The sequence below is a fragment of the Streptomyces sp. NPDC002588 genome (genome assembly GCF_040295925.1).
Classification (GTDB): Bacteria; Actinomycetota; Actinomycetes; order Streptomycetales; family Streptomycetaceae; genus Streptomyces.
Map to the genome: position 1 here is coordinate 48835 of NZ_JBEOWF010000006.1, position 17833 is coordinate 66667.

Here is a 17833-nt window from a genome sequence, read left to right on the forward strand (position 1 = left end):
GGTCGCGCCAGCTCTGCGTCAGACAGAGTTGGTTCGATCAAGGTGCGCGTTCATCGTACAGGGGGCGGTGTGTGTCTGGGCTGTGAGAGTGAGCACTGTGAAACCCGGCCTTAACGTGTGCCGTCGGTGCCCAGCCAGCTCGCCAGCTTGCCGCCGTGGCCGACCGCGCGCAGACGCTTCTCGGCCGCGTCCCGGACCGGGTCGGTGGCGACGACGAGGAGTTCGTCACCGTGCCGCAGCACCGTCGTCGGCAACGGAACGAACGATTTTTCATCGCGGACGACGAGGGTGACGGCCGCCCCGGCCGGCAGTCGCAGCTCATTGACCTCGACGCCGTGCATCTTCGAGCCCTCGGGGATCGCGACGGACAGCAGATGGCCGCGCAGCCGCTCCAGGGGCGCCGACTCGACCCCGAGGTCGGCGGCCTCGGAGTCCTCGCCGAGGCGCAGCTTTCCGGCCAGCCACGGCAAGGTCGGCCCCTGGACCAGGGTGTAGACGACGACCAGGACGAAGACGATGTTGAAGACGCGGTGGCTGCCCTCGATGCCGCTCACCATGGGGATCGTCGCCAGGATGATGGGGACGGCACCGCGCAGTCCCGCCCAGGACATCAGTGTCTGCTCCTGCCAGGGCACCCGGAACGGGGTCAGGCACAGCACCACGCTCAGCGGCCGCGCCACCATGGTCAGCACCAGGCCGATGACGAGCGCGGGTACCACGTCGTCGCCCAGTTCGTGCGGGGTGACGAGCAGGCCGAGCAGGACGAACATGCCGATCTGGGCGATCCAGCCGAGCCCGTCGGCGAAACCGCGGGTGGCCGGCCAGTGCGGCAGCTTCGCGTTGCCCATGACCATCGAGGCGAGGTACACCGCGAGGAAGCCGCTGCCGTGTGCCAGCGCGCCCGCCGCGTACGCGGTGACCGCGATCGCCATCACGGCGATCGGGTAGAGGCCGGAGGCGGGCAGCGCCACGTGCCTGAGGCCCCAGGAGCCCAGCCAGCCCACCGCGAGGCCGACGGCCGCGCCGATGGCCAGCTCCAGGGCTATCTCGCCCAGCAGCAGGTACCAGTGCTCCACGGGGCCCGTCGTGGAGAAGGCGACCACCAGGATGACCACGGGGGCGTCGTTGAAGCCGGACTCGGCCTCCAGCGTGCCCGTCACGCGCGCGGGGAGCGGGATTCTGCGCAGGACGGAGAAGACCGCCGCCGCGTCCGTCGAGGAGACCACCGCGCCGATGATGAGTGCCTGCCGCCAGTCCACCCCGCTCAGGTAGTGCGCGCCCGCGGCGGTCACGCCCACGCTCACCGCGACGCCGGCGAGGGCGAGCGCGGAGGCGGCCGGGAGGACCGGCCCGACCTCCTTCCACTTCGTGCCGAGGCCGCCCTCGGCGAGGATCACGACCAGGGCCGCGTAGCCGATGACCTGGGTGAGTTCCGCGTTGTCGAAGTGGATGTGGCCGATGCCGTCGGTGCCCATGGCGATGCCGATGCCCAGGTACACGAGCAGGCTGGGGAGTCCGCTGCGCGAGGAGATCCGGACCGCTGCGACGGCGACGAGCAGGACGAGCGAGCAGACGAAGAGGAGCTGGTTGAGGCGGTCGACAGTCAGTGGCGGTTTCCTTCCCTGGCGCGCACGACTCGCGCGCGGGCGCACATGTACATGGGACACGAGGCGGTGCGTCGCGTACCCAACTACTTCGTTACCTTACCTAACTCTTGACGATTTCTTGACGCTCGAGGAGGCAAGATCGAACATCCTTCCGTGCTGGTACCCGACTCCGCGTCAAGTGGCGCGAGGCCCTGCGCCTATGGTTGCTCCAGCGCTCATTCAAAAGGACAGCCCGCCCTGCCGCTCGCGTTAGGACAGCAAGGACAGCGATGCCCCCGAACACCACCGCCACAACGGGTGACAAGCCCGGCAAGTCCGGCAGGAAGAAGGGGCGCAAAGCCCGTCTTATCGTGCTCGTACTGGTCCTGGCCGTCATCGGCGGCATCGCTTTCGGGGCCTACTGGTCCATCAGTACCGTGCGCGCCTCCTTCCCGCAGACCAAGGGTTCGATCACCCTCCAGGGACTGTCGGGACCGGTGGACGTGAAGCGGGACGGCTACGGCATCCCGCAGATATACGCCTCCTCCGACGAGGACCTGTTCATGGCGCAGGGCTACGTTCAGGCGCAGGACCGGTTCTACGAGATGGACGTGCGCCGGCACATGACCTCCGGCCGGCTGTCCGAGATGTTCGGCAAGGGCCAGGTCGACAATGACGAGTTCCTGCGCACCCTGGGCTGGGACCGCGTCGCGAAGGAGGAGTACGACAAGAAGCTGTCGGCCTCCACCAAGAAGTACCTCCAGGCGTACGCCAAGGGAGTCAACGCCTACCTCAAGGGCAAGGACGGCAAGGACATCTCCCTGGAGTACGCGGCGCTGGGCTTCACCAACGACTACAAGCCCGCCGAGTGGACGCCCGTCGACTCGATCTCCTGGCTGAAGGCGATGGCCTGGGACCTGCGCGGCAACATGCAGGACGAGATCGACCGCGCCCTGATGACCAGCCGCCTCGGCCCGCAGCAGATCGCCGACCTCTACCCGGACTACCCGTACACCGTCGACGGCGAGTCCAACACGATCGTCCAGCAGGGCGAGTACGACGAGCTCACGCAGGCGTTCGGACAGAGCGACGGCACCAGCGGCTCCGGCGGCACCTCCACGAACGGCTCCACGGACGGCACGGGGACCTCCCAGGCGTCCTCCGACACCGCGGGGCTGCAGGGCCAGCTCGAGGGCCTCTACAACGTCCTGGACGACCTCCCGACGGCCGTCGGCGTGAACGGCAACGGCATCGGTTCCAACTCCTGGGTCGTCTCCGGCAAGTACACGATCACCGGCAAGCCGCTGCTGGCCAACGACCCGCACCTGTCGGCCTCGCTGCCGTCCGTCTGGTACCAGATGGGCCTGCACTGCCGCACCGTCTCCGGCAAGTGCCAGTACGACGTCACCGGCTACACCTTCGCGGGCATGCCCGGCGTGGTCATCGGCCACAACCAGGACATCGCCTGGGGCATGACCAACTCCGGCGCCGACGTCACCGACCTCTACCTGGAGAAGCTCTCCGGCGACGGCTACCTCTACGACGGCAAGGTGAAGCCCTTCACCTCGCGCACGGAGACCATCAAGGTCGCCGGCGGGACCTCCAAGAAGATCGTCGTCCGGCAGACCGAGGACGGCATGCCCCTGCTGTCCGACCGCAACAAGGAACTCGTGAAGGTCGGCCAGAAGGCCACCGTCGACAACGCGGCACCCGACCGCGGCGACGGCTACGGCGTCGCCCTGAAGTGGACCGCGCTCGAGCCGGGCACCACCATGGACAGTGTCTTCGCCATGGACAAGGCGAAGGACTGGGACGGCTTCCGCGACGCGGCCAAGTCCTTCGACGTGCCCTCGCAGAACCTGGTCTACGCCGACACCGAGGGCAACATCGGCTACCAGCTGCCCGGCAGCATCCCCACGCGCGCGAAGGGCGACGACGGCTCGGTCCCGGTGCCGGGCTGGGAGTCCAAGTACGAGTGGACCGGCACCATCGGGTTCAATGAGCTGCCCTACGAGTACAACCCCGAGCGCGGCTACATCGTCACCGCCAACCAGGCCGTGGTCGACGAGGACAAGTACCCCTACACGCTCACCACGGACTGGGGCTACGGCACCCGCAGCCAGCGGATCACCGACCTGATCGAGCAGAAGATCAAGGGCGGCGGCAAGATCTCCACCGACGACATGCGGCAGATGCAGATGGACAACAGCAGCGAGATCGCCAAGCTGCTCGTCCCCACCCTGCTGAAGCTCAACATCGACGACCCCGACGTGCGCGCGGCCCAGGACCTGCTGCAGGGCTGGGACCGCACCCAGGACGCCGACTCGGCGGCGGCCGCCTACTTCAACGCCGTCTGGCGCAACATCCTCAAGCTCGCCTTCGGCAACAAGCTGCCCAAGGAGCTGCGCGTCGAGGGGCAGTGCCTGTGGGTCGACCCGGCCAAGTCCACCAGCCCCGTCGACGACACCGGCAAGGTCCGTGAGTGCGGCCAGCGCGACGCCGACCAGGCACAGCCGGACGGCGGCGACCGCTGGTTCCAGGTCGTGCGCAACCTCATGAACAAGCCGGCCAGCGACTGGTGGACGACGCCCAAGTCGGCCAGCGGCCGCCCCGAGGCCGTCCACAACCGCGACGACCTGTTCAAGCGCGCCATGATCGATGCCCGCTGGGAGCTGACCGCGAAGCTCGGCAAGGACATCGACACCTGGAGCTGGGGCCGGCTGCACCGCCTGTTCCTGAAGAACCAGACCCTGGGCACCAGCGGCCCCGGCTTCCTGCAGTACATCCTCAACCGCGGCCCGTGGAAGCTGGGCGGCGGCGAGGCGGCGGTGGACGCGACCGGCTGGAACGCGGCCGGCGGCTACGGCGTCGTCTGGGTGCCGTCGATGCGCATGGTGGTCAACCTCGACGACCTCGACAAGTCGAAGTGGATCAACCTCACCGGCGCCTCAGGACACGCCTTCAGCGCCCACTACACCGACCAGACCGGCAAGTGGGCCAAGGGCGAACTGCTCGACTGGTCCTTCTCCGAGAAGGCGGTCGACAAGAACACCAGCGACACCCTCGTGCTCAAGCCCTGACTCGAGCCCTGAGAGCGAGCGACTGATGAAGGGGCCCTCCACGCGCGCGTGGAGGGCCCCTTCATCACGTCCCCGTGCCTCACTCTCCGGGGAAGCGCCGCACGCGCGAAGGCGTCACCACCGCCCGCACCGGCCGGTCGTGCGGCTCGTCGGGGACACGTTCGACGATCTCGGTGTCGTACAGGAGCACCACCAGCGCGGGACGCGCGTCCGCGCGTTCCAGACGGGCCAGGACCCGGTCGTACGACCCTCCGCCGCGCCCCAGCCGCATCCCGCGCGTGTCGACCGCGAGTCCCGGCAGCAGGACCACGTCGGCGCTCGTCACGGCTTCCGGGCCGAGTCGCTCCCCGGCGGGCTCCAGCAGCTCCATCCGGCCGCCGTGCCGGACGCGGACGAGGGAACCCTCGCCCGCGTACTCGCCCCAGTCCAGGTCGTGGTCCGGCAGCAGAGCGGGGAGCAGGACGCGCACCCCCCGCGCGTACAGCGCGTCCAGCAGCTCCACCGTGCCGGGCTCGGTGCCCACGGAGACGTAGGCCGCCACCGTGCGCGCGTGTGCCACTTCGGGAAGCTCCAGGGCGCGCGCGGCCAGCGCGGCGCCGGCGGCCCGTACGTCATCCGCCGTCAACCTGTTTCTCACATCCAGGAACGCTCGCCGCAACGTGCGTTTGCCAGAGTCCCGACTGTCGTCGCGGTGGCCCATGTGCGGCATCTGCATTGCTCCAATGTGTTCATATGGGCACCTATTAACCGGAGCTACAGATTCCTCTCAAAGCCACCGGATAAGGTGCGGGCATGACTCAGTCGCTCCCCAGGATCAGCAAGGCTGTCATCCCCGCGGCGGGCCTCGGTACCCGGTTCCTCCCGGCGACCAAGGCGACTCCCAAGGAGATGCTGCCGGTCGTCGACAAGCCCGCGATCCAGTACGTGGTCGAGGAGGCGGTCTCCGCCGGCCTCGACGACGTCCTCATGGTCACCGGCCGCAACAAGCGCCCTCTCGAGGACCACTTCGACCGCAACTACGAACTCGAGTCGGCGCTGGAGAAGAAGGGCGACGCCAACCGGCTCGCCAAGGTCCAGGAGTCCAGCGACCTCGCCACCATGCACTACGTCCGGCAGGGCGACCCCAGGGGCCTCGGCCACGCCGTCCTGTGCGCCGCCCCGCACGTCGGGCAGGAGCCGTTCGCCGTCCTGCTCGGCGACGACCTCATCGACCCCCGCGACCCGCTGCTCCAGCGGATGATCGAGATCCAGGAGCTGTACGGCGGCAGCGTCGTCGCGCTCATGGAGGTCGCCCCCGAGCAGATCCACCTCTACGGCTGCGCGGCCGTGGAAACCACCCCCGACAGGGACGTGGTCAAGGTGTCCGGCCTGGTGGAGAAGCCGGAGCCGGCCGACGCCCCCTCGAACTACGCGATCATCGGACGCTACGTCCTCGACCCGGCCGTCTTCGACGTGCTGCGCGAGACCGAGCCGGGCCGCGGCGGCGAGATCCAGCTCACCGACGCCCTCCAGCTCCTCTCCCAGGACGAGAAGGTCGGCGGCCCGGTGCACGGCGTCGTCTTCAAGGGCCGCCGCTATGACACCGGCGACCGCGGCGACTATCTGCGTGCCATTGTCAGACTCGCGTGCGAGCGTGAAGATCTGGGTCCGGACTTCCGGTCCTGGCTTCGCAGTTACGTCACCGAGGAGATGTAGCCACTTTGAGCACCGCCGCGCCCCGCCCCACCGGCCAGGACCACCTGTGGTCGGTGGACGAGCACCTGGAGGACATCCTCGCCACCGTCCGCCCCCTGGAGCCCATCGAGCTGCAACTGCCCGACGCCCAGGGCTGCGTCCTGGTCGACGACGTCACGGTGCCGGTCTCGCTGCCGCCCTTCGACAACAGCTCCATGGACGGGTACGCGGTGCGGGTCGCGGATGTCGCGGGCGCGAGCGAGGAGTTCCCGGCGGCCCTGGAGGTCGTCGGGGACATCGCGGCCGGCCAGGCCGCCGACCTGCTCCACGTGGGACCGGGGCAGGCCGCCCGCATCATGACCGGCGCCCCCCTGCCGCCGGGCGCCGAGACGGTCGTCCCCGTGGAGTGGACCGACGGCGGCCTCGGCGCGGGCCCCGTCGGCGGCATGCGCGCCCGCAGCCTCGCCCCCGAGCAGGCCTCGGGACACGTGCGCGTGCACCGCCCCGCCGAGGCACGCGCGCACGTACGCGCGAAGGGCAGCGACGTACGGGCCGGCGACCGCGCCCTCGAGGCCGGCACCGTCCTCGGACCGCCGCAGATCGCGCTGCTCGCCGCGATCGGCCGGGGCACGGTCCGGGTGCGGCCCCGCCCTCGCGTGGTCGTCATGTCCACCGGCAGCGAACTCGTCCAGCCCGGCGAGGAGCTCGGCGCCGGGCAGATCTACGACTCCAACAGCTTCGCCCTCACCGCCGCCGCGCGGGACGCCGGAGCCATCGCCTACCGGGTGGGCGCGGTCGCCGACGACGCCGAGACGCTCCGCTCCACCATCGAGGACCAGCTCGTGCGCGCCGACCTCCTCGTCACCACCGGCGGGGTGAGCGTCGGGGCGTACGACGTCGTCAAGGAGGCCCTGTCGTCCGTCGGCGACGAGGACGAGGCGGGCAGCGGCATCGACTTCCGCAAGCTCGCCATGCAGCCCGGCAAACCCCAGGGCTTCGGCTCCATCGGCCCCGACCACATCCCCCTGCTGGCCCTGCCCGGGAACCCGGTGTCGTCGTACGTCTCCTTCGAGCTGTTCGTCCGCCCCGCGATCCGCACCCTCATGGGCCTACGGGACGTCCACCGGCCCACCACGCGCGCGCGACTGACCGCCGACAAGGCGCTGACCTCCCCCAAGGGCCGCAGACAGTTCCTGCGCGCCACCCACACCGACGGCACCGTCCGCCCCGTCGGCGGCGCCGGCTCCCACCTGGTGGCCGCCCTCGCGCACGCCGACGCGCTGATCGTGGTCCCCGAGGACGTGGAGTCGGTCGACCCGGACACCGAGGTCGAGGTGGTCCTGCTCGGCTGAGCCCTCCTGGTGGGGAGTACCGTGTCGCGCACAACAGGCCCGACCGGAAGCGCCGACAGACCATGACTGTGCCTTTCCGGGGGGAGACCCCCGGACCCCCTGAGCAGGATCGACTCACGCACATCGACGAGGCGGGCGCCGCCCGCATGGTCGACGTGTCCGGCAAGGACGTGACCGCGCGCACCGCGCGCGCCAGCGGCCGTGTCCTCGTCTCGCCCCGTGTGGTCGAGCTGCTGCGCGGCGAGGGGCTCCCCAAGGGGGACGCCCTCGCCACCGCCCGGATCGCGGGCATCATGGGCGCCAAACGGACCCCGGACCTGATCCCGCTGTGTCACCCGTTGTCGGTCTCCGGTGTGAAACTGGACCTGTCGGTCGCGGACGACGCCGTGGAGATCGCCGCCACGGTGAAGACGACGGACCGCACGGGCGTGGAGATGGAGGCGCTCACCGCGGTCTCCGTCGCCGCGCTGACCGTGATCGACATGGTGAAAGCGGTCGACAAGGGAGCGGTCATCACGGACGTGCGCGTGGAGGAGAAGACGGGCGGCAAGTCGGGCGACTGGAGCCGGGCATGAGCGCGGTGCCGTACCGGGCGCTCGTCGTGACCGCCTCCAACCGGGCGGCCGCCGGGGTCTACGAGGACAGGGGCGGCCCGCTGATCACCGACGGCCTCAAGGGCTTCGGATTCGCGGTCGACGGCCCTCGGGTCGTCCCGGACGGCGACCCCGTGGCGGCCGCCCTGCGCGCCGCGGTGGACGCCGGGTACGACGTCGTCGTCACCACCGGCGGTACCGGCGTCTCGCCCACCGACCGCACCCCCGAGGCCACCCGCGCGGTGCTCGACCACGAGGTGCCGGGCATCGCGGAGGCCATCCGGGCGTACGGCCGGGAGAAGGTGCCCACCGCGGCGCTCTCCCGCGGTGTGGCCGGGGTGGCGGGACGCACACTGATCGTCAACCTGCCGGGTTCGACCGGCGGGGTGAAGGACGGCCTGGCCGTCCTGGAGCCCCTGCTGAAGCACGCCGTGGACCAGCTCCGCGGCGGTGACCACCCGAGACCCGGGGCGAGTGCCGGGGGTGCGAGCTGAACAGCGCATCCTGGCCGGTCGAACTGACGGAGGGCGACGTCGTCCTACGGCCGATAAAACTGCGCGACCAGCGGGCCTGGCGCGAGGTCAACCGGCGCAACCGGGACTGGCTGCGTCCCTGGGAGGCGACCATCCCGCCGCCCGCGCCCAGCGGGCCGATCGCACACCGGCCCACCTACCGCCAGATGGTGCGCCATCTGCGCTCCGAGGCGAACGCGGGGCGGATGCTGCCGTTCGTCATCGAGTACCAGGGGCAGCTCGTCGGGCAGTTGACGGTCGCCGGGATCACCTGGGGGTCGATGTGCTCCGGACACGTCGGCTACTGGGTGGACGAGGCGGTGGCCGGCCGCGGGGTGATGCCCACGGCCGTGGCGCTCGTAGTGGACCACTGTTTCCGCACTGTCGGACTGCACCGCATCGAGGTCTGCATTCGCCCCGAGAACGGGCCCAGCCGCCGGGTGGTGGAGAAACTCGGATTCCGTGAGGAAGGGCTGCGGCCGCGCTATCTCCACATCGACGGCGCCTGGCGCGACCACCTCGTCTTCGCGCTCACGGCGGAGGAGGTCCCGGAAGGCCTGCTGGGCCGCTGGCGGCGTGCGCGCTCGCAGAACGCGTCCAATTGAAATGAGCCGGTCCCCGAAAGAACCGCCAGCCCCGAAGCCCGAATAAACGTTCGAAAGTGATCTGTTGATCGCATCGGTCGCAAAAAAAGCTCGAAATATCAGCCAGATCGTGCGACACACCGGCCCAATTGGCGGATGGCCTCACGCAAACCCCTCTACGGTGTGAGGCGTGAGCAGCAGCGGCCTCATCTACGCAGTCATCGTCGGGGCCTGGGCCGCCTACTTGGTGCCGATGTGGCTCCGTAGGCAGGACGAGCTGAACGAAGCCCGTCCGACGGAACGCTTCAGCACCGCCATCCGGCTGCTGTCCGGACGGGCGGGCATGGAGCGCCGGTACGCCAAGGACCTGCGGGCGCGCTCCACCGAGGAGGGGGAGCAGGGCGCCGACGCCCCGGACGCCGTCACCGACTCGGTGGACGTCCGGGCCTTCGCCATGCCTCCGACCCGCGCCCGGGCGCAGGCACCCGTGCAGGAACGCGATCCCGAACGGGTCCCCGAGCGCGCGCACGAACGCGGCCAGGACCGGGGTCCGGACCGCGGCCAGGGCCGAGCGCAGGAACGCGCACAGGAACGCCCCGAGGCGATGCGCGACCCGTCGCGCGAGCAGTCGGCCAAACCCGCGCACGATCATGCACCCTCCTCCGAAGGAGGCGCCGCCCCGGCGCACCAGCGGGTGCCGGCCGCCCGGCGCACGCCGCCCGGCGCACAGGCTGCCGCCGCACGCGCCCAGCGCTCGAAGGTGCTCGCACGCCGCAGGCGCACCACGGTCCTGCTCTTCCTCGCCTTCACCCTCGGCGCGATCGTCGCCGCCGTCGGCGGGCTCGCTTTCCTCTGGGCACCCGGCGTGCCCGCCGTCCTGCTCAGCTCCTACATCGCGCACCTGCGCACCCAGGAGCGGCGTCGCTTCGCCTACCAGATGGACCGCAGACGCGCCGAGGTCGCGGCACAGCACCTGCGCGAACGCCAGCCCCGTCGCCGCGCGCCGGCCTCGGCGGCGGCATCGGTCGACCCGGGCCCCGAGACCGGCACGGAGGAGCCGCACCAGGGCGCCGAACCGGAGACCGACCCGGGCCTGCTCGCCCTCGCGGCGGACCGCAGGGCGCTCGTCGAGCAGACCGACCACGCGGAGTGGGTCGACCAGCAGCGCGAGCGGCAGCGCCGCCCGGGACACGGCGACAGCTGGGACCCGGTCCCGGTACCGCTGCCGACGTACGTGACCGCACCGGTCGCCCCGCGCGCCACGTCCGACGTGGACCTCGGCGCCCCCGACGCCTGGAGCTCCGCCCGCTCCAGCACGGTCGTACCGGAGCAGGAGACGGCGGACTCCGGGGACGTGGCGCGAGACACGCCGTCGGAGGAGACGGACCACGCGGAGGACGCGGCGGGGGACGGCGACGAGCGCAGCGACGCCCGCCGCGCGGCCTCGGCACGCCGCTCCCGCGAACGCGGCCGCACCCCGCTCTTCGACCAGTACGAGGACGGCGAGCGGCCCCGCGCGGCCAACGAATGAGGCCCCCGGCACCCCCGCCCGGCCTCGGGGAACGGATTTCCAAGCACGCCGATCGGGGTGCTAGAGTTTCACTCGTTGCAAGGGCCTGTGGCGCAGTCCGGTAGCGCACCTCGTTCGCATCGAGGGGGCCAGGGGTTCAAATCCCCTCAGGTCCACGCAGCTCAAAGCCCCGGTCGGGATTCCCGACCGGGGCTTTGACATGCCGTACAGCAGCTACTCCGGATCTTGCGTCTCTGCCGACGCTGGAGAGCCGCGATGCAGCCGGTACGTGATCCAACACCGAGTCCCTGCCGGAGTATTGACCTACCGGGCAGAGGTGAGCAGCATGCGCTTGTGATCAAGCACCATCCCGCAATGACACGGGGCCATCATGGCAGTTGAACCACGGCGCGATGTGCGTCGGCTGAGTGTGCGTCTGCGCGGCTACGTCCTTGCCGTGCTGATCCTCGCTGGATGGGCGGTCATAGGTCACTGGTGGGTGCCTGAACCGTGGTCAGCGAGCATAGAGACCGTGCTCTTCATACTTGCGGCATCCGTGCTCTACGGCGAGATCCGCGCCTGGCGACTCCGTCGTAGCCACCGTATGTCCGATTAACCCCGTCGGGTGCATGATGATCCGATGACTTCTTGGCTGAGCACCCGGAGCATGTGGTTGCAAGTACTGCTCTTGTGGGCGATCGGGCTGACAGCCGCCCTGATCGGAATTGCGTTCGGCCGAGCCTTCCTTGAACACCCCCCTCTGAGGCCCTTCGCTTCCAACCTCCCTATGACAATAGGCGGCACTTTCTTCGTCGCCGTCGCCTGCGCCGGGGGGTTGCGTCGTAGACGACGGCGGCAGGACCCATGATGTGGAGCCGGTGGCCGTACAGCAGCGAAGTACAGCAACTGCCGCGACCGCAGCCGACCGACGCCAACCGCCGGCGATCGTCTGATCAGCCGAGGTCTGCTCAGGGACCAGGGCGTGGCGAAGGCGAGGAGATCTGCCCGCGCATGCCCTCGAAGGATGAGGCAGACCGGTTGAGCATTTCCTCTGGAACCCCAGTCATCCTGATCTGCCGGACCGCGTTCACCGACGAGACAGCACCGAGACGGGCTGTGCCAGACTCCCCTACATGAATCTCGACCAGGCCCTCATAGACGCTGCCGTGGATCTGATGGATCGGCGTTGGCGCCTGGACGAGCCGGGTGGTGCAGCGGCTGTACGGCTGGCCGACGGTGGGATCCTCACCAGCGTCGGCCTGGACAACCTGCACGGCTCGGTCGCGCTGTGTCAGGAGACGGGGGCCCTCATCCAGGCCTATACGCAGGACCGTGCCGTTGTCGCCTCCGCCTGCGTCTGCCGGGATCTGGAACACGGGCGGATTCTGATCCTTCCCCCCTGCGGTGTCTGCCAGGAGCGGCTCGCGCTTTGGGGGCCGTCAGTGGAAGTCGCAGTCCCACAGGAAGGCGATCCGACCGAGTGGGAAGCGCGAACCCTCGCAGAGGTGAACCCCTACTACTGGGGGCGACAGTTCGCCGACGGACAGTGGCCCTCCGGGGCGCAGCACGCACAGTAGAGTTCGCATCGAGGGGGCCAGGGGTTCAAGTCCCCTCAGGTCCATGCAGCATGGGGTCCCGTCGTGCGTAGGGCGAGGGCTGTCGGGGGCAGGGTGGCTGTCATCGCGATCGTCGCGCAGGCCGTCGTCGTCCAGGCGAGGGCCTGCCAGGGGACGACGAGCGCCGCCGGTGCGGAGACCAGGTGCAACGCGCCCCACATCGCGGCCAGGTTGACGACGGTGACCAGCAGGCCGAGCGCCCCGCCCAGGGCGACGACGGTCAGTGACTCCGCGGCGGTCAGTCGCAGGATCTGCGCGCGCGTGGCGCCGGCCAGCCGCAGGGCCGTCAGGTCCCGTCGGCGGTCCGCGGCCGCCATGAGCAGCGTGTTGGCGAGCGAGATGCCGGTGTACAGGAGCGCGATGCCCAGGACGAGGAACAGGCCGAGGCGGGTCGTCCGGTTGGTCCGCGGGTGGGCCGCCGCGATCCACTGGGAGCGGCTCAGCACCCGCCCTCCGTCGGCGGCCGCCGTCCGCAACCCCGCCGCGACCGCCGCCGGGTCGGCGTCCGCGCGCACCCGTACGTCGACCCGGTCCACCGGCGCGCCACCCGAGCCGGCCGTGCTGACGTACGCGCCGCCGTCCCCGGTTCCCGTGGCCAGCACGGCGGCGATCCGCAGTGAACGCTCGGTGCCGTCGCCGAGCCACACCCGTACCCGCCGGCCCACCGAGTGGTTCGCCCACTCCTCGGTCACGACGATCGAACCGTCGTCGAGGTCCGCGAGCCGGCCGGCCGTCACCGGCAGCCGTACGGTCCGGGCGAGCGCCCCGGGATCGACCGCCCGCGCCTCGGACTTCACCAGCGCCACCCCGTCCTCCAGCGTGTACACGGCGGTGGCCGCGCTTGAGGAGGCGAACGTGACGCCGGGGACGCGGCGCAGCCGCTCCACCGTGCCCGGTGCGAGGGCCGTGCCGTTCTCCGCGGTCACCACGAAGTCCGCGGCCGTCCGCTGCCCCGCCTCCGCCGCCCGCGTCTCGTCCAGGGTGGCCGTCGCGCCCAGCAGGGAGCCCGCGAGCGCCACGGTCACCAGCACGGGCGCGGCCACGGCGGCGGTGCGGCGGACCTGTGTGACGGCGTTCTCCCGCACCAGCAGCCCGATCACCCCGGGCAGCCTGGGCATCAGCGGACGGACCAGCGCGGGGGAGAGCAGTGCGACCGCCGTGATGAGGAGCATGGGGCGGCTGATGTAGGTCTTGCGGTGCAGGAGGTCGCCCGGGTCGGTCAACAGGGCGTGGGTGAGGAGCGCGCACGCCGTGACGAGCAGCGCGGCGCCGCACAACCGGCGCCCGAACGGCAGTGCGCGCCTCTCGACGGACGCCTCGCGCAGCGCCTGCGCCGGCGCGGTCCGCCCGGCGCGCCGGCTCGCGGCGGCCGCCCCGCACAGGGCGACCGACAGGCCCGTCCAGAAGGCCAGTTGGTACGGCCAGGAGGAGCCGCCGCCGATCGTGTACCAGGACGGCGCGAGACCGCCGTCGACGACCAGTTCCGCCAGCCGCGGGGCGCCGTACGCGCCCAGTCCGCAGCCCGCCGCCGAGGCGAGCGTGCCGACCAGCAGCGCTTCCGCGAGGACCGTCCGCCGGATCTGGCCCGGGGTGGCACCCGTGGTGCGCAGCAACCCGAACTCGCGGCGCCGCCGGTCCACCGCGAAGGCGAACGTGGAGGCCACGACGAACACCGAGACGAACGCCGTCACCCCGCCCGCGGTGCCGAACAGGGCGTTCAGCGCGGTGAGGGCCTCGGTGTCCCGGTCCGGGTCGGCGTCCGCCAGCCTGCGGGCGGGGCCGGTGAGCACCTGCGCGGCCGAGCCCACGGCTGCCCGCACCGCCGCCGGGTCCGATCCCTCCACCACCAGCTGCCGGGAACCGGGGGCGAGCCGAGCGGCCCTCGCCTCCGTGTAGAACACCGCGTTCTCGAAGCCACGCGCGCGTACCGTCCCGACGACCCGTACCGGCCCGTCCCCGGTGCGCAACCGGTCGCCCGGCGCCGCCCAGTTCCCGGTGGTCACGACCTCGTCGGCCGCCTCGGGCGGGCGGCCCGCGCCGAGTTCGTACGGGGCGAAGCGGGCCGTCGGCCAGGGGTGGCCGACGAGGCCCCCGGGCGCTCCGGCCGCCCGGACCGGGAAGGAACGGTCCTGCGTGACCGTGCCGAGGGCGCGGAGCGCGGCCACGGTCGCGGTCGGGACGGAGTGAGGGGTCGTCAGCTTCGCCGTGCGTTCGCCGGTCGGGGTCGTGACCCGCAGGGTGCTCAGCCCCTGCACCACCACCGGCGCCAGCGCGAAACGCTCCGGCGCGCGCTCCGGGGCGTGCTGCGCGGCGGCCAAGGCCTGCCCCATCACGGCCAGCAGCCCGACCCCCAGGGCGAGGGCGACGAAACTGCCGACGAAGGCGGCCCAGCGGGCCCGCAGGGTGAGCAGTGCGACGCTCAGCACGCGGCGACCTCCGGGGACGTGGACGTGGACGTACCGGAACCCCACTTCTCCCATCCGGCCGTGCGAGCCGCGATCCGCTGCGCGTCCGCTCCGCACAACTCGTCGTGCACCCGGCCGTCGACCAGGAAGACGACCCGGTCCGCGTACGAGGCGGCCGACGGATCGTGGGTGACCATGACGACGGTCTGGCCGTGGGCGTCGACCAGCGCGCGCAGCAGGGTCAGCACCTCCCGCCCGGTGGTGGAGTCGAGGGCGCCGGTCGGCTCGTCGCCGAACAGCACCTCGGGGCGGGTGATCAGGGCGCGGGCGAGTGCGACGCGCTGCTGCTGCCCGCCGGAGAGCCGGGAAGGCCGGTGGCCGGCGCGTTCGGCGAGGCCGACCTGCCGCAGCGCCTCGCGTACCGCGGCCTTCGCGGGGCGGCGGCCGGCCAGGCGCAGCGGGAGGGCGACGTTCTGGGCGGCGGTCAGCGCGGGCAGCAGGTTGTACGACTGGAAGACGAACCCGATCCGCTCCCGCCGCAGCAGGGTCAGTCGGCGCTCGCTCAGCCCGGTCAGCTCGGTGCCCGAGATGCGCACGGACCCCGACGTGGGCCGGTCGAGCCCGGCGGCGCACTGCAGCAGCGTCGACTTGCCGGACCCGGACGGGCCCATGACGGCGGTGAAGGAGCCGCGGGGGAGGGCGAGCGTGATGTCGTCGAGCGCGGTCACACCGGTGTCCGCGGAGCCGTATCGCCTGTGGACGGCGGTGAGTTGGACGGCGTGTTCGGTCATGGCCCCAGGAAAGCGCGGCAGGGCCGGTCAGGTCGTTGGGGCAGGGGCGAGAGCCGGGGTAGGGCCTGCCATACCCCCGGGGCTCCGCCTGGACGGATGGCCCGCGCCCGTCCCTCCTTCTACGGTTCTACGGTGATCGACACGCATCCCCGCAACGTGTGGCAGGCGCTGTCCCGGCCGCGCTACCTGCTCTCGCCGTGGCCCTGGCGTGCCGCCGCCTATCTGCTGACGGGCGCGGTCGGCGGGGCCGTCGTCCTGGTGGGGCTGGTGGCGTGGGTGGCGGCCGGGGTGGTGCTGGCGATCGTGCTGGTGGGGGTGCCGCTCCTCGCGGTCGTCGTCCTCGCCGGGCTGCCCACGGCCGCGGTGGAGCGGCGTCGGCTGCGGTGGGTCGACACGGACCGTGCGCCCGGCGCGCACGTCGAGCCGCACGCGCCGGGCGTGCGTGCCTGGCTCGCGACCCGGTTGCGGGAGCGCGCCACCTGGCGCGAGCTCGGTCACACCGTCCTCGCCGCGGGGCTGCTCTGGCCCGCCGAGGCGGTCCTGCTCCTGGTCGCGCTGGTCCTGCCGGCGGCGACGACGGCGACCCCGCTGTTGCTGGCGACGGTCGGCGACGGGCGGGAGGTGAAGGTGCTGAAGGTGTGGACGGTCACCGGGCAGCCCGCCGCGTTCGCCGCCGCCGTGCTCGGGGCGCTGCTGCTGGTGGCCGGCGCGTACGTCCTCGGTGCCGCGGCCGGGGCCCGGGCCGCGCTGACCCGGCGTCTGGTCGCGCCGCGCGACGGCGGTCCGGAGGCGCGGGTCGTCGCCCTCACCCGCTCCCGCGCCCGTCTCGTCGACGCCTTCGAGGCGGAGCGGCGGCGGATCGAACGCGACCTGCACGACGGCGCCCAGCAGCGGCTCGTCGCCCTCTCCATGGCCCTGGGCCTGGCCCGCCTCGACGCCCCGCCCGGCGGACCGCTCGCCGAGCATCTCGCGCGCGCCCAGGACGAGGCGGGGGCCGCCCTCGCGGAACTGCGGGAGCTGATCCACGGCATCCACCCCCAGGTGCTCGCCGACCACGGCCTGGAGGCGGCCGTCGCCGACGCCGCCGACCGCTCGCCCGTCCCCGTGGACGTGCAGTGCGTGCTGCCCGCGCCCCGGCTTCCACAGGCTGTGGAAGCCGCCGCCTACTTCGTGGTCCGCGAGTCGCTCGCCAACGTCGCCCGGCACAGCGGGGCACGACGCGCGCGTGTGCGGGCGGAGTACGTGGAGCGCGGGGGCGGGCGGCTGCTCGTCCTGGAGGTCGGGGACGACGGGCGCGGCGGCGCCGACAGCACGCGCGGCACCGGCCTCACCGGTCTCGCGGACCGGGTGTCGGTGCTGGATGGAACACTGTCGGTGACCAGTCCGCCGGGCGGACCGACCCTGCTGCGTGTGGAGATACCTTGCGAGAACCGCGAGCCGGACGACCCGGGCCGTCCCGGCGGGAAGAAGGCCTGCGGGTAGTCCTCGCCGAGGACGGCGTCCTGCTCCGCGACGGCCTGACGACCCTGCTCACCCGCTTCGGCCACGAGGTCGTCGCGGCGGTCGGCGACGCCCCGGCCCTGCTGACGGCGGTCGCCGACCACCTGCCGGACGTCGTGGTGACCGACGTCCGCATGCCCCCCGCCTTCCAGGACGAGGGCCTGCGCGCCGCGGTCCGGCTGCGCGCCGAGCGCCCCGGGCTGCCCGTCCTCGTCCTCAGCCAGTACGTCCAGCGGGCCTACGCCGCCGAGCTCCTCGACTCCGGCGACGGCACCGGGGTCGGCTATCTGCTCAAGGACCGCGTCGGCCAGGTCGAGCAGTTCGTGGACGCCCTGCGCGAGGTCGCGGCCGGCGGCACGGTCGTCGACCCGGAAGTCGTACGACAACTGCTGCGCCGGCGCCGCGACCCGCTGGCCCGGCTGACGGCACGCGAGCGCGAGGTGCTGGCGCTGGTGGCGGAGGGAAGGTCCAACGGCGCGATAGCCAGGGCGCTCGTGGTCTCCGAGGCGGCCGTCGGCAAACACATAGGCAGCATCCTCACGAAGCTGGACCTGCCGCCGGCCGAGGACACCCACCGACGGGTCCTCGCGGTACTGGCCTATCTCAGAAGCTGAGCGGCCCCACGGGCTG

14 protein-coding genes, 1 tRNA gene and 1 pseudogene are annotated in these 17833 nt (G+C 71.8%); 12 read left to right on the forward strand and 4 right to left on the reverse strand.

The window, feature by feature from the left end; genetic code table 11:
* Positions 1-110: 110 nt before the first annotated feature.
* On the reverse strand, positions 111-1667 hold the full coding sequence (locus ABT057_RS08540; protein WP_352341713.1) for a potassium/proton antiporter: 1557 nt from the start codon (positions 1665-1667) through the stop codon (positions 111-113).
* Between the two features lie 209 nt (positions 1668-1876).
* On the opposite strand from ABT057_RS08540, the gene ABT057_RS08545 reads away from it, so the two are divergent.
* Positions 1877-4666: a penicillin acylase family protein gene (locus ABT057_RS08545; protein WP_352341714.1), complete on the forward strand. Its 2790-nt coding sequence runs from the start codon at positions 1877-1879 to the stop codon at positions 4664-4666.
* Positions 4667-4745: 79 nt separating this feature from the next.
* Here ABT057_RS08545 and ABT057_RS08550 read toward each other — a convergent pair whose 3' ends face one another.
* A complete protein-coding gene (locus tag ABT057_RS08550; protein ID WP_352341889.1) occupies positions 4746-5366 on the reverse strand; it encodes a 5-formyltetrahydrofolate cyclo-ligase in 621 nt (206 codons plus the stop codon).
* 92 nt (positions 5367-5458) lie between these two features.
* On the opposite strand from ABT057_RS08550, the gene galU reads away from it, so the two are divergent.
* From galU to ABT057_RS08595, 9 genes and pseudogenes are all read left to right on the forward strand, one after another.
* Entirely contained in the window at positions 5459-6361 is a 903-nt protein-coding gene (gene galU, locus ABT057_RS08555) for a UTP--glucose-1-phosphate uridylyltransferase GalU (RefSeq protein ID WP_352341715.1), read from the forward strand.
* Positions 6362-6366: 5 nt separating this feature from the next.
* The gene (glp, locus tag ABT057_RS08560; RefSeq protein ID WP_352341716.1) at positions 6367-7692 is read left to right on the forward strand and encodes a molybdotransferase-like divisome protein Glp; all 1326 of its coding nucleotides are present in this window, start codon (positions 6367-6369) and stop codon (positions 7690-7692) included.
* 62 nt (positions 7693-7754) lie between these two features.
* Positions 7755-8267: a cyclic pyranopterin monophosphate synthase MoaC gene (moaC, locus tag ABT057_RS08565; protein WP_352341717.1), complete on the forward strand. Its 513-nt coding sequence runs from the start codon at positions 7755-7757 to the stop codon at positions 8265-8267.
* The gene (locus tag ABT057_RS08570) at positions 8264-8779 is read left to right on the forward strand and encodes a MogA/MoaB family molybdenum cofactor biosynthesis protein (RefSeq protein WP_352341718.1); all 516 of its coding nucleotides are present in this window, start codon (positions 8264-8266) and stop codon (positions 8777-8779) included. The genes moaC and ABT057_RS08570 overlap by 4 nt, the downstream gene beginning before the upstream one ends.
* Entirely contained in the window at positions 8776-9402 is a 627-nt protein-coding gene (locus ABT057_RS08575) for a GNAT family N-acetyltransferase (RefSeq protein ID WP_352341890.1), read from the forward strand. Before ABT057_RS08570 ends, ABT057_RS08575 begins: the two co-directional genes overlap by 4 nt.
* 169 nt (positions 9403-9571) lie before the next feature.
* Complete coding sequence (sepX, locus tag ABT057_RS08580) at positions 9572-10912, forward strand: divisome protein SepX/GlpR (protein ID WP_352341719.1); 1341 nt, start codon at positions 9572-9574, stop codon at positions 10910-10912.
* 81 nt (positions 10913-10993) lie between these two features.
* Positions 10994-11067, forward strand: a tRNA-Ala gene (locus ABT057_RS08585).
* A gap of 817 nt (positions 11068-11884) precedes the next feature.
* Positions 11885-11998 (forward strand): annotated as a pseudogene (locus tag ABT057_RS08590) (UTRA domain-containing protein); the annotation flags it as partial.
* A 26-nt stretch (positions 11999-12024) separates the two neighbouring features.
* A complete protein-coding gene (locus ABT057_RS08595; RefSeq protein ID WP_352341720.1) occupies positions 12025-12468 on the forward strand; it encodes a cytidine deaminase in 444 nt (147 codons plus the stop codon).
* Positions 12469-12503: 35 nt separating this feature from the next.
* On the opposite strand, the gene ABT057_RS08600 is transcribed toward ABT057_RS08595, so the two are convergent.
* Together ABT057_RS08600 and ABT057_RS08605 are read right to left on the reverse strand one after the other, a co-directional pair.
* Entirely contained in the window at positions 12504-14933 is a 2430-nt protein-coding gene (locus tag ABT057_RS08600; RefSeq protein ID WP_352341721.1) for an FtsX-like permease family protein, read from the reverse strand.
* On the reverse strand, positions 14927-15703 hold the full coding sequence (locus ABT057_RS08605; protein WP_352341722.1) for an ABC transporter ATP-binding protein: 777 nt from the start codon (positions 15701-15703) through the stop codon (positions 14927-14929). Before ABT057_RS08605 ends, ABT057_RS08600 begins: the two co-directional genes overlap by 7 nt.
* A 168-nt stretch (positions 15704-15871) precedes the next feature.
* Between ABT057_RS08605 and ABT057_RS08610 the strand changes: the two genes are divergently transcribed.
* Together ABT057_RS08610 and ABT057_RS08615 are read left to right on the forward strand one after the other, a co-directional pair.
* Entirely contained in the window at positions 15872-17185 is a 1314-nt protein-coding gene (locus ABT057_RS08610) for a sensor histidine kinase (protein WP_352341891.1), read from the forward strand.
* Positions 17125-17817 (forward strand): response regulator transcription factor, encoded by a 693-nt coding sequence (locus ABT057_RS08615; protein WP_352341723.1) that lies wholly within the window; start codon positions 17125-17127, stop codon positions 17815-17817. Before ABT057_RS08610 ends, ABT057_RS08615 begins: the two co-directional genes overlap by 61 nt.
* The last annotated feature ends 16 nt before the right edge of the window (positions 17818-17833 follow it).

Bases quoted from the DNA above. Each gene is read 5' to 3' on its own strand.
- ABT057_RS08545 (WP_352341714.1), top strand. From the start codon at position 1,877: ATGCCCCCGAACACCACCGCCACAACGGGTGACAAGCCCGGCAAGTCC.
- ABT057_RS08550 (WP_352341889.1), bottom strand. From the start codon at position 5,366: ATGGGCCACCGCGACGACAGTCGGGACTCTGGCAAACGCACGTTGCGG.
- galU (WP_352341715.1), top strand. From the start codon at position 5,459: ATGACTCAGTCGCTCCCCAGGATCAGCAAGGCTGTCATCCCCGCGGCG.
- moaC (WP_352341717.1), top strand. From the start codon at position 7,755: ATGACTGTGCCTTTCCGGGGGGAGACCCCCGGACCCCCTGAGCAGGAT.
- ABT057_RS08570 (WP_352341718.1), top strand. From the start codon at position 8,264: ATGAGCGCGGTGCCGTACCGGGCGCTCGTCGTGACCGCCTCCAACCGG.
- ABT057_RS08595 (WP_352341720.1), top strand. From the start codon at position 12,025: ATGAATCTCGACCAGGCCCTCATAGACGCTGCCGTGGATCTGATGGAT.
- ABT057_RS08605 (WP_352341722.1), bottom strand. From the start codon at position 15,703: ATGACCGAACACGCCGTCCAACTCACCGCCGTCCACAGGCGATACGGC.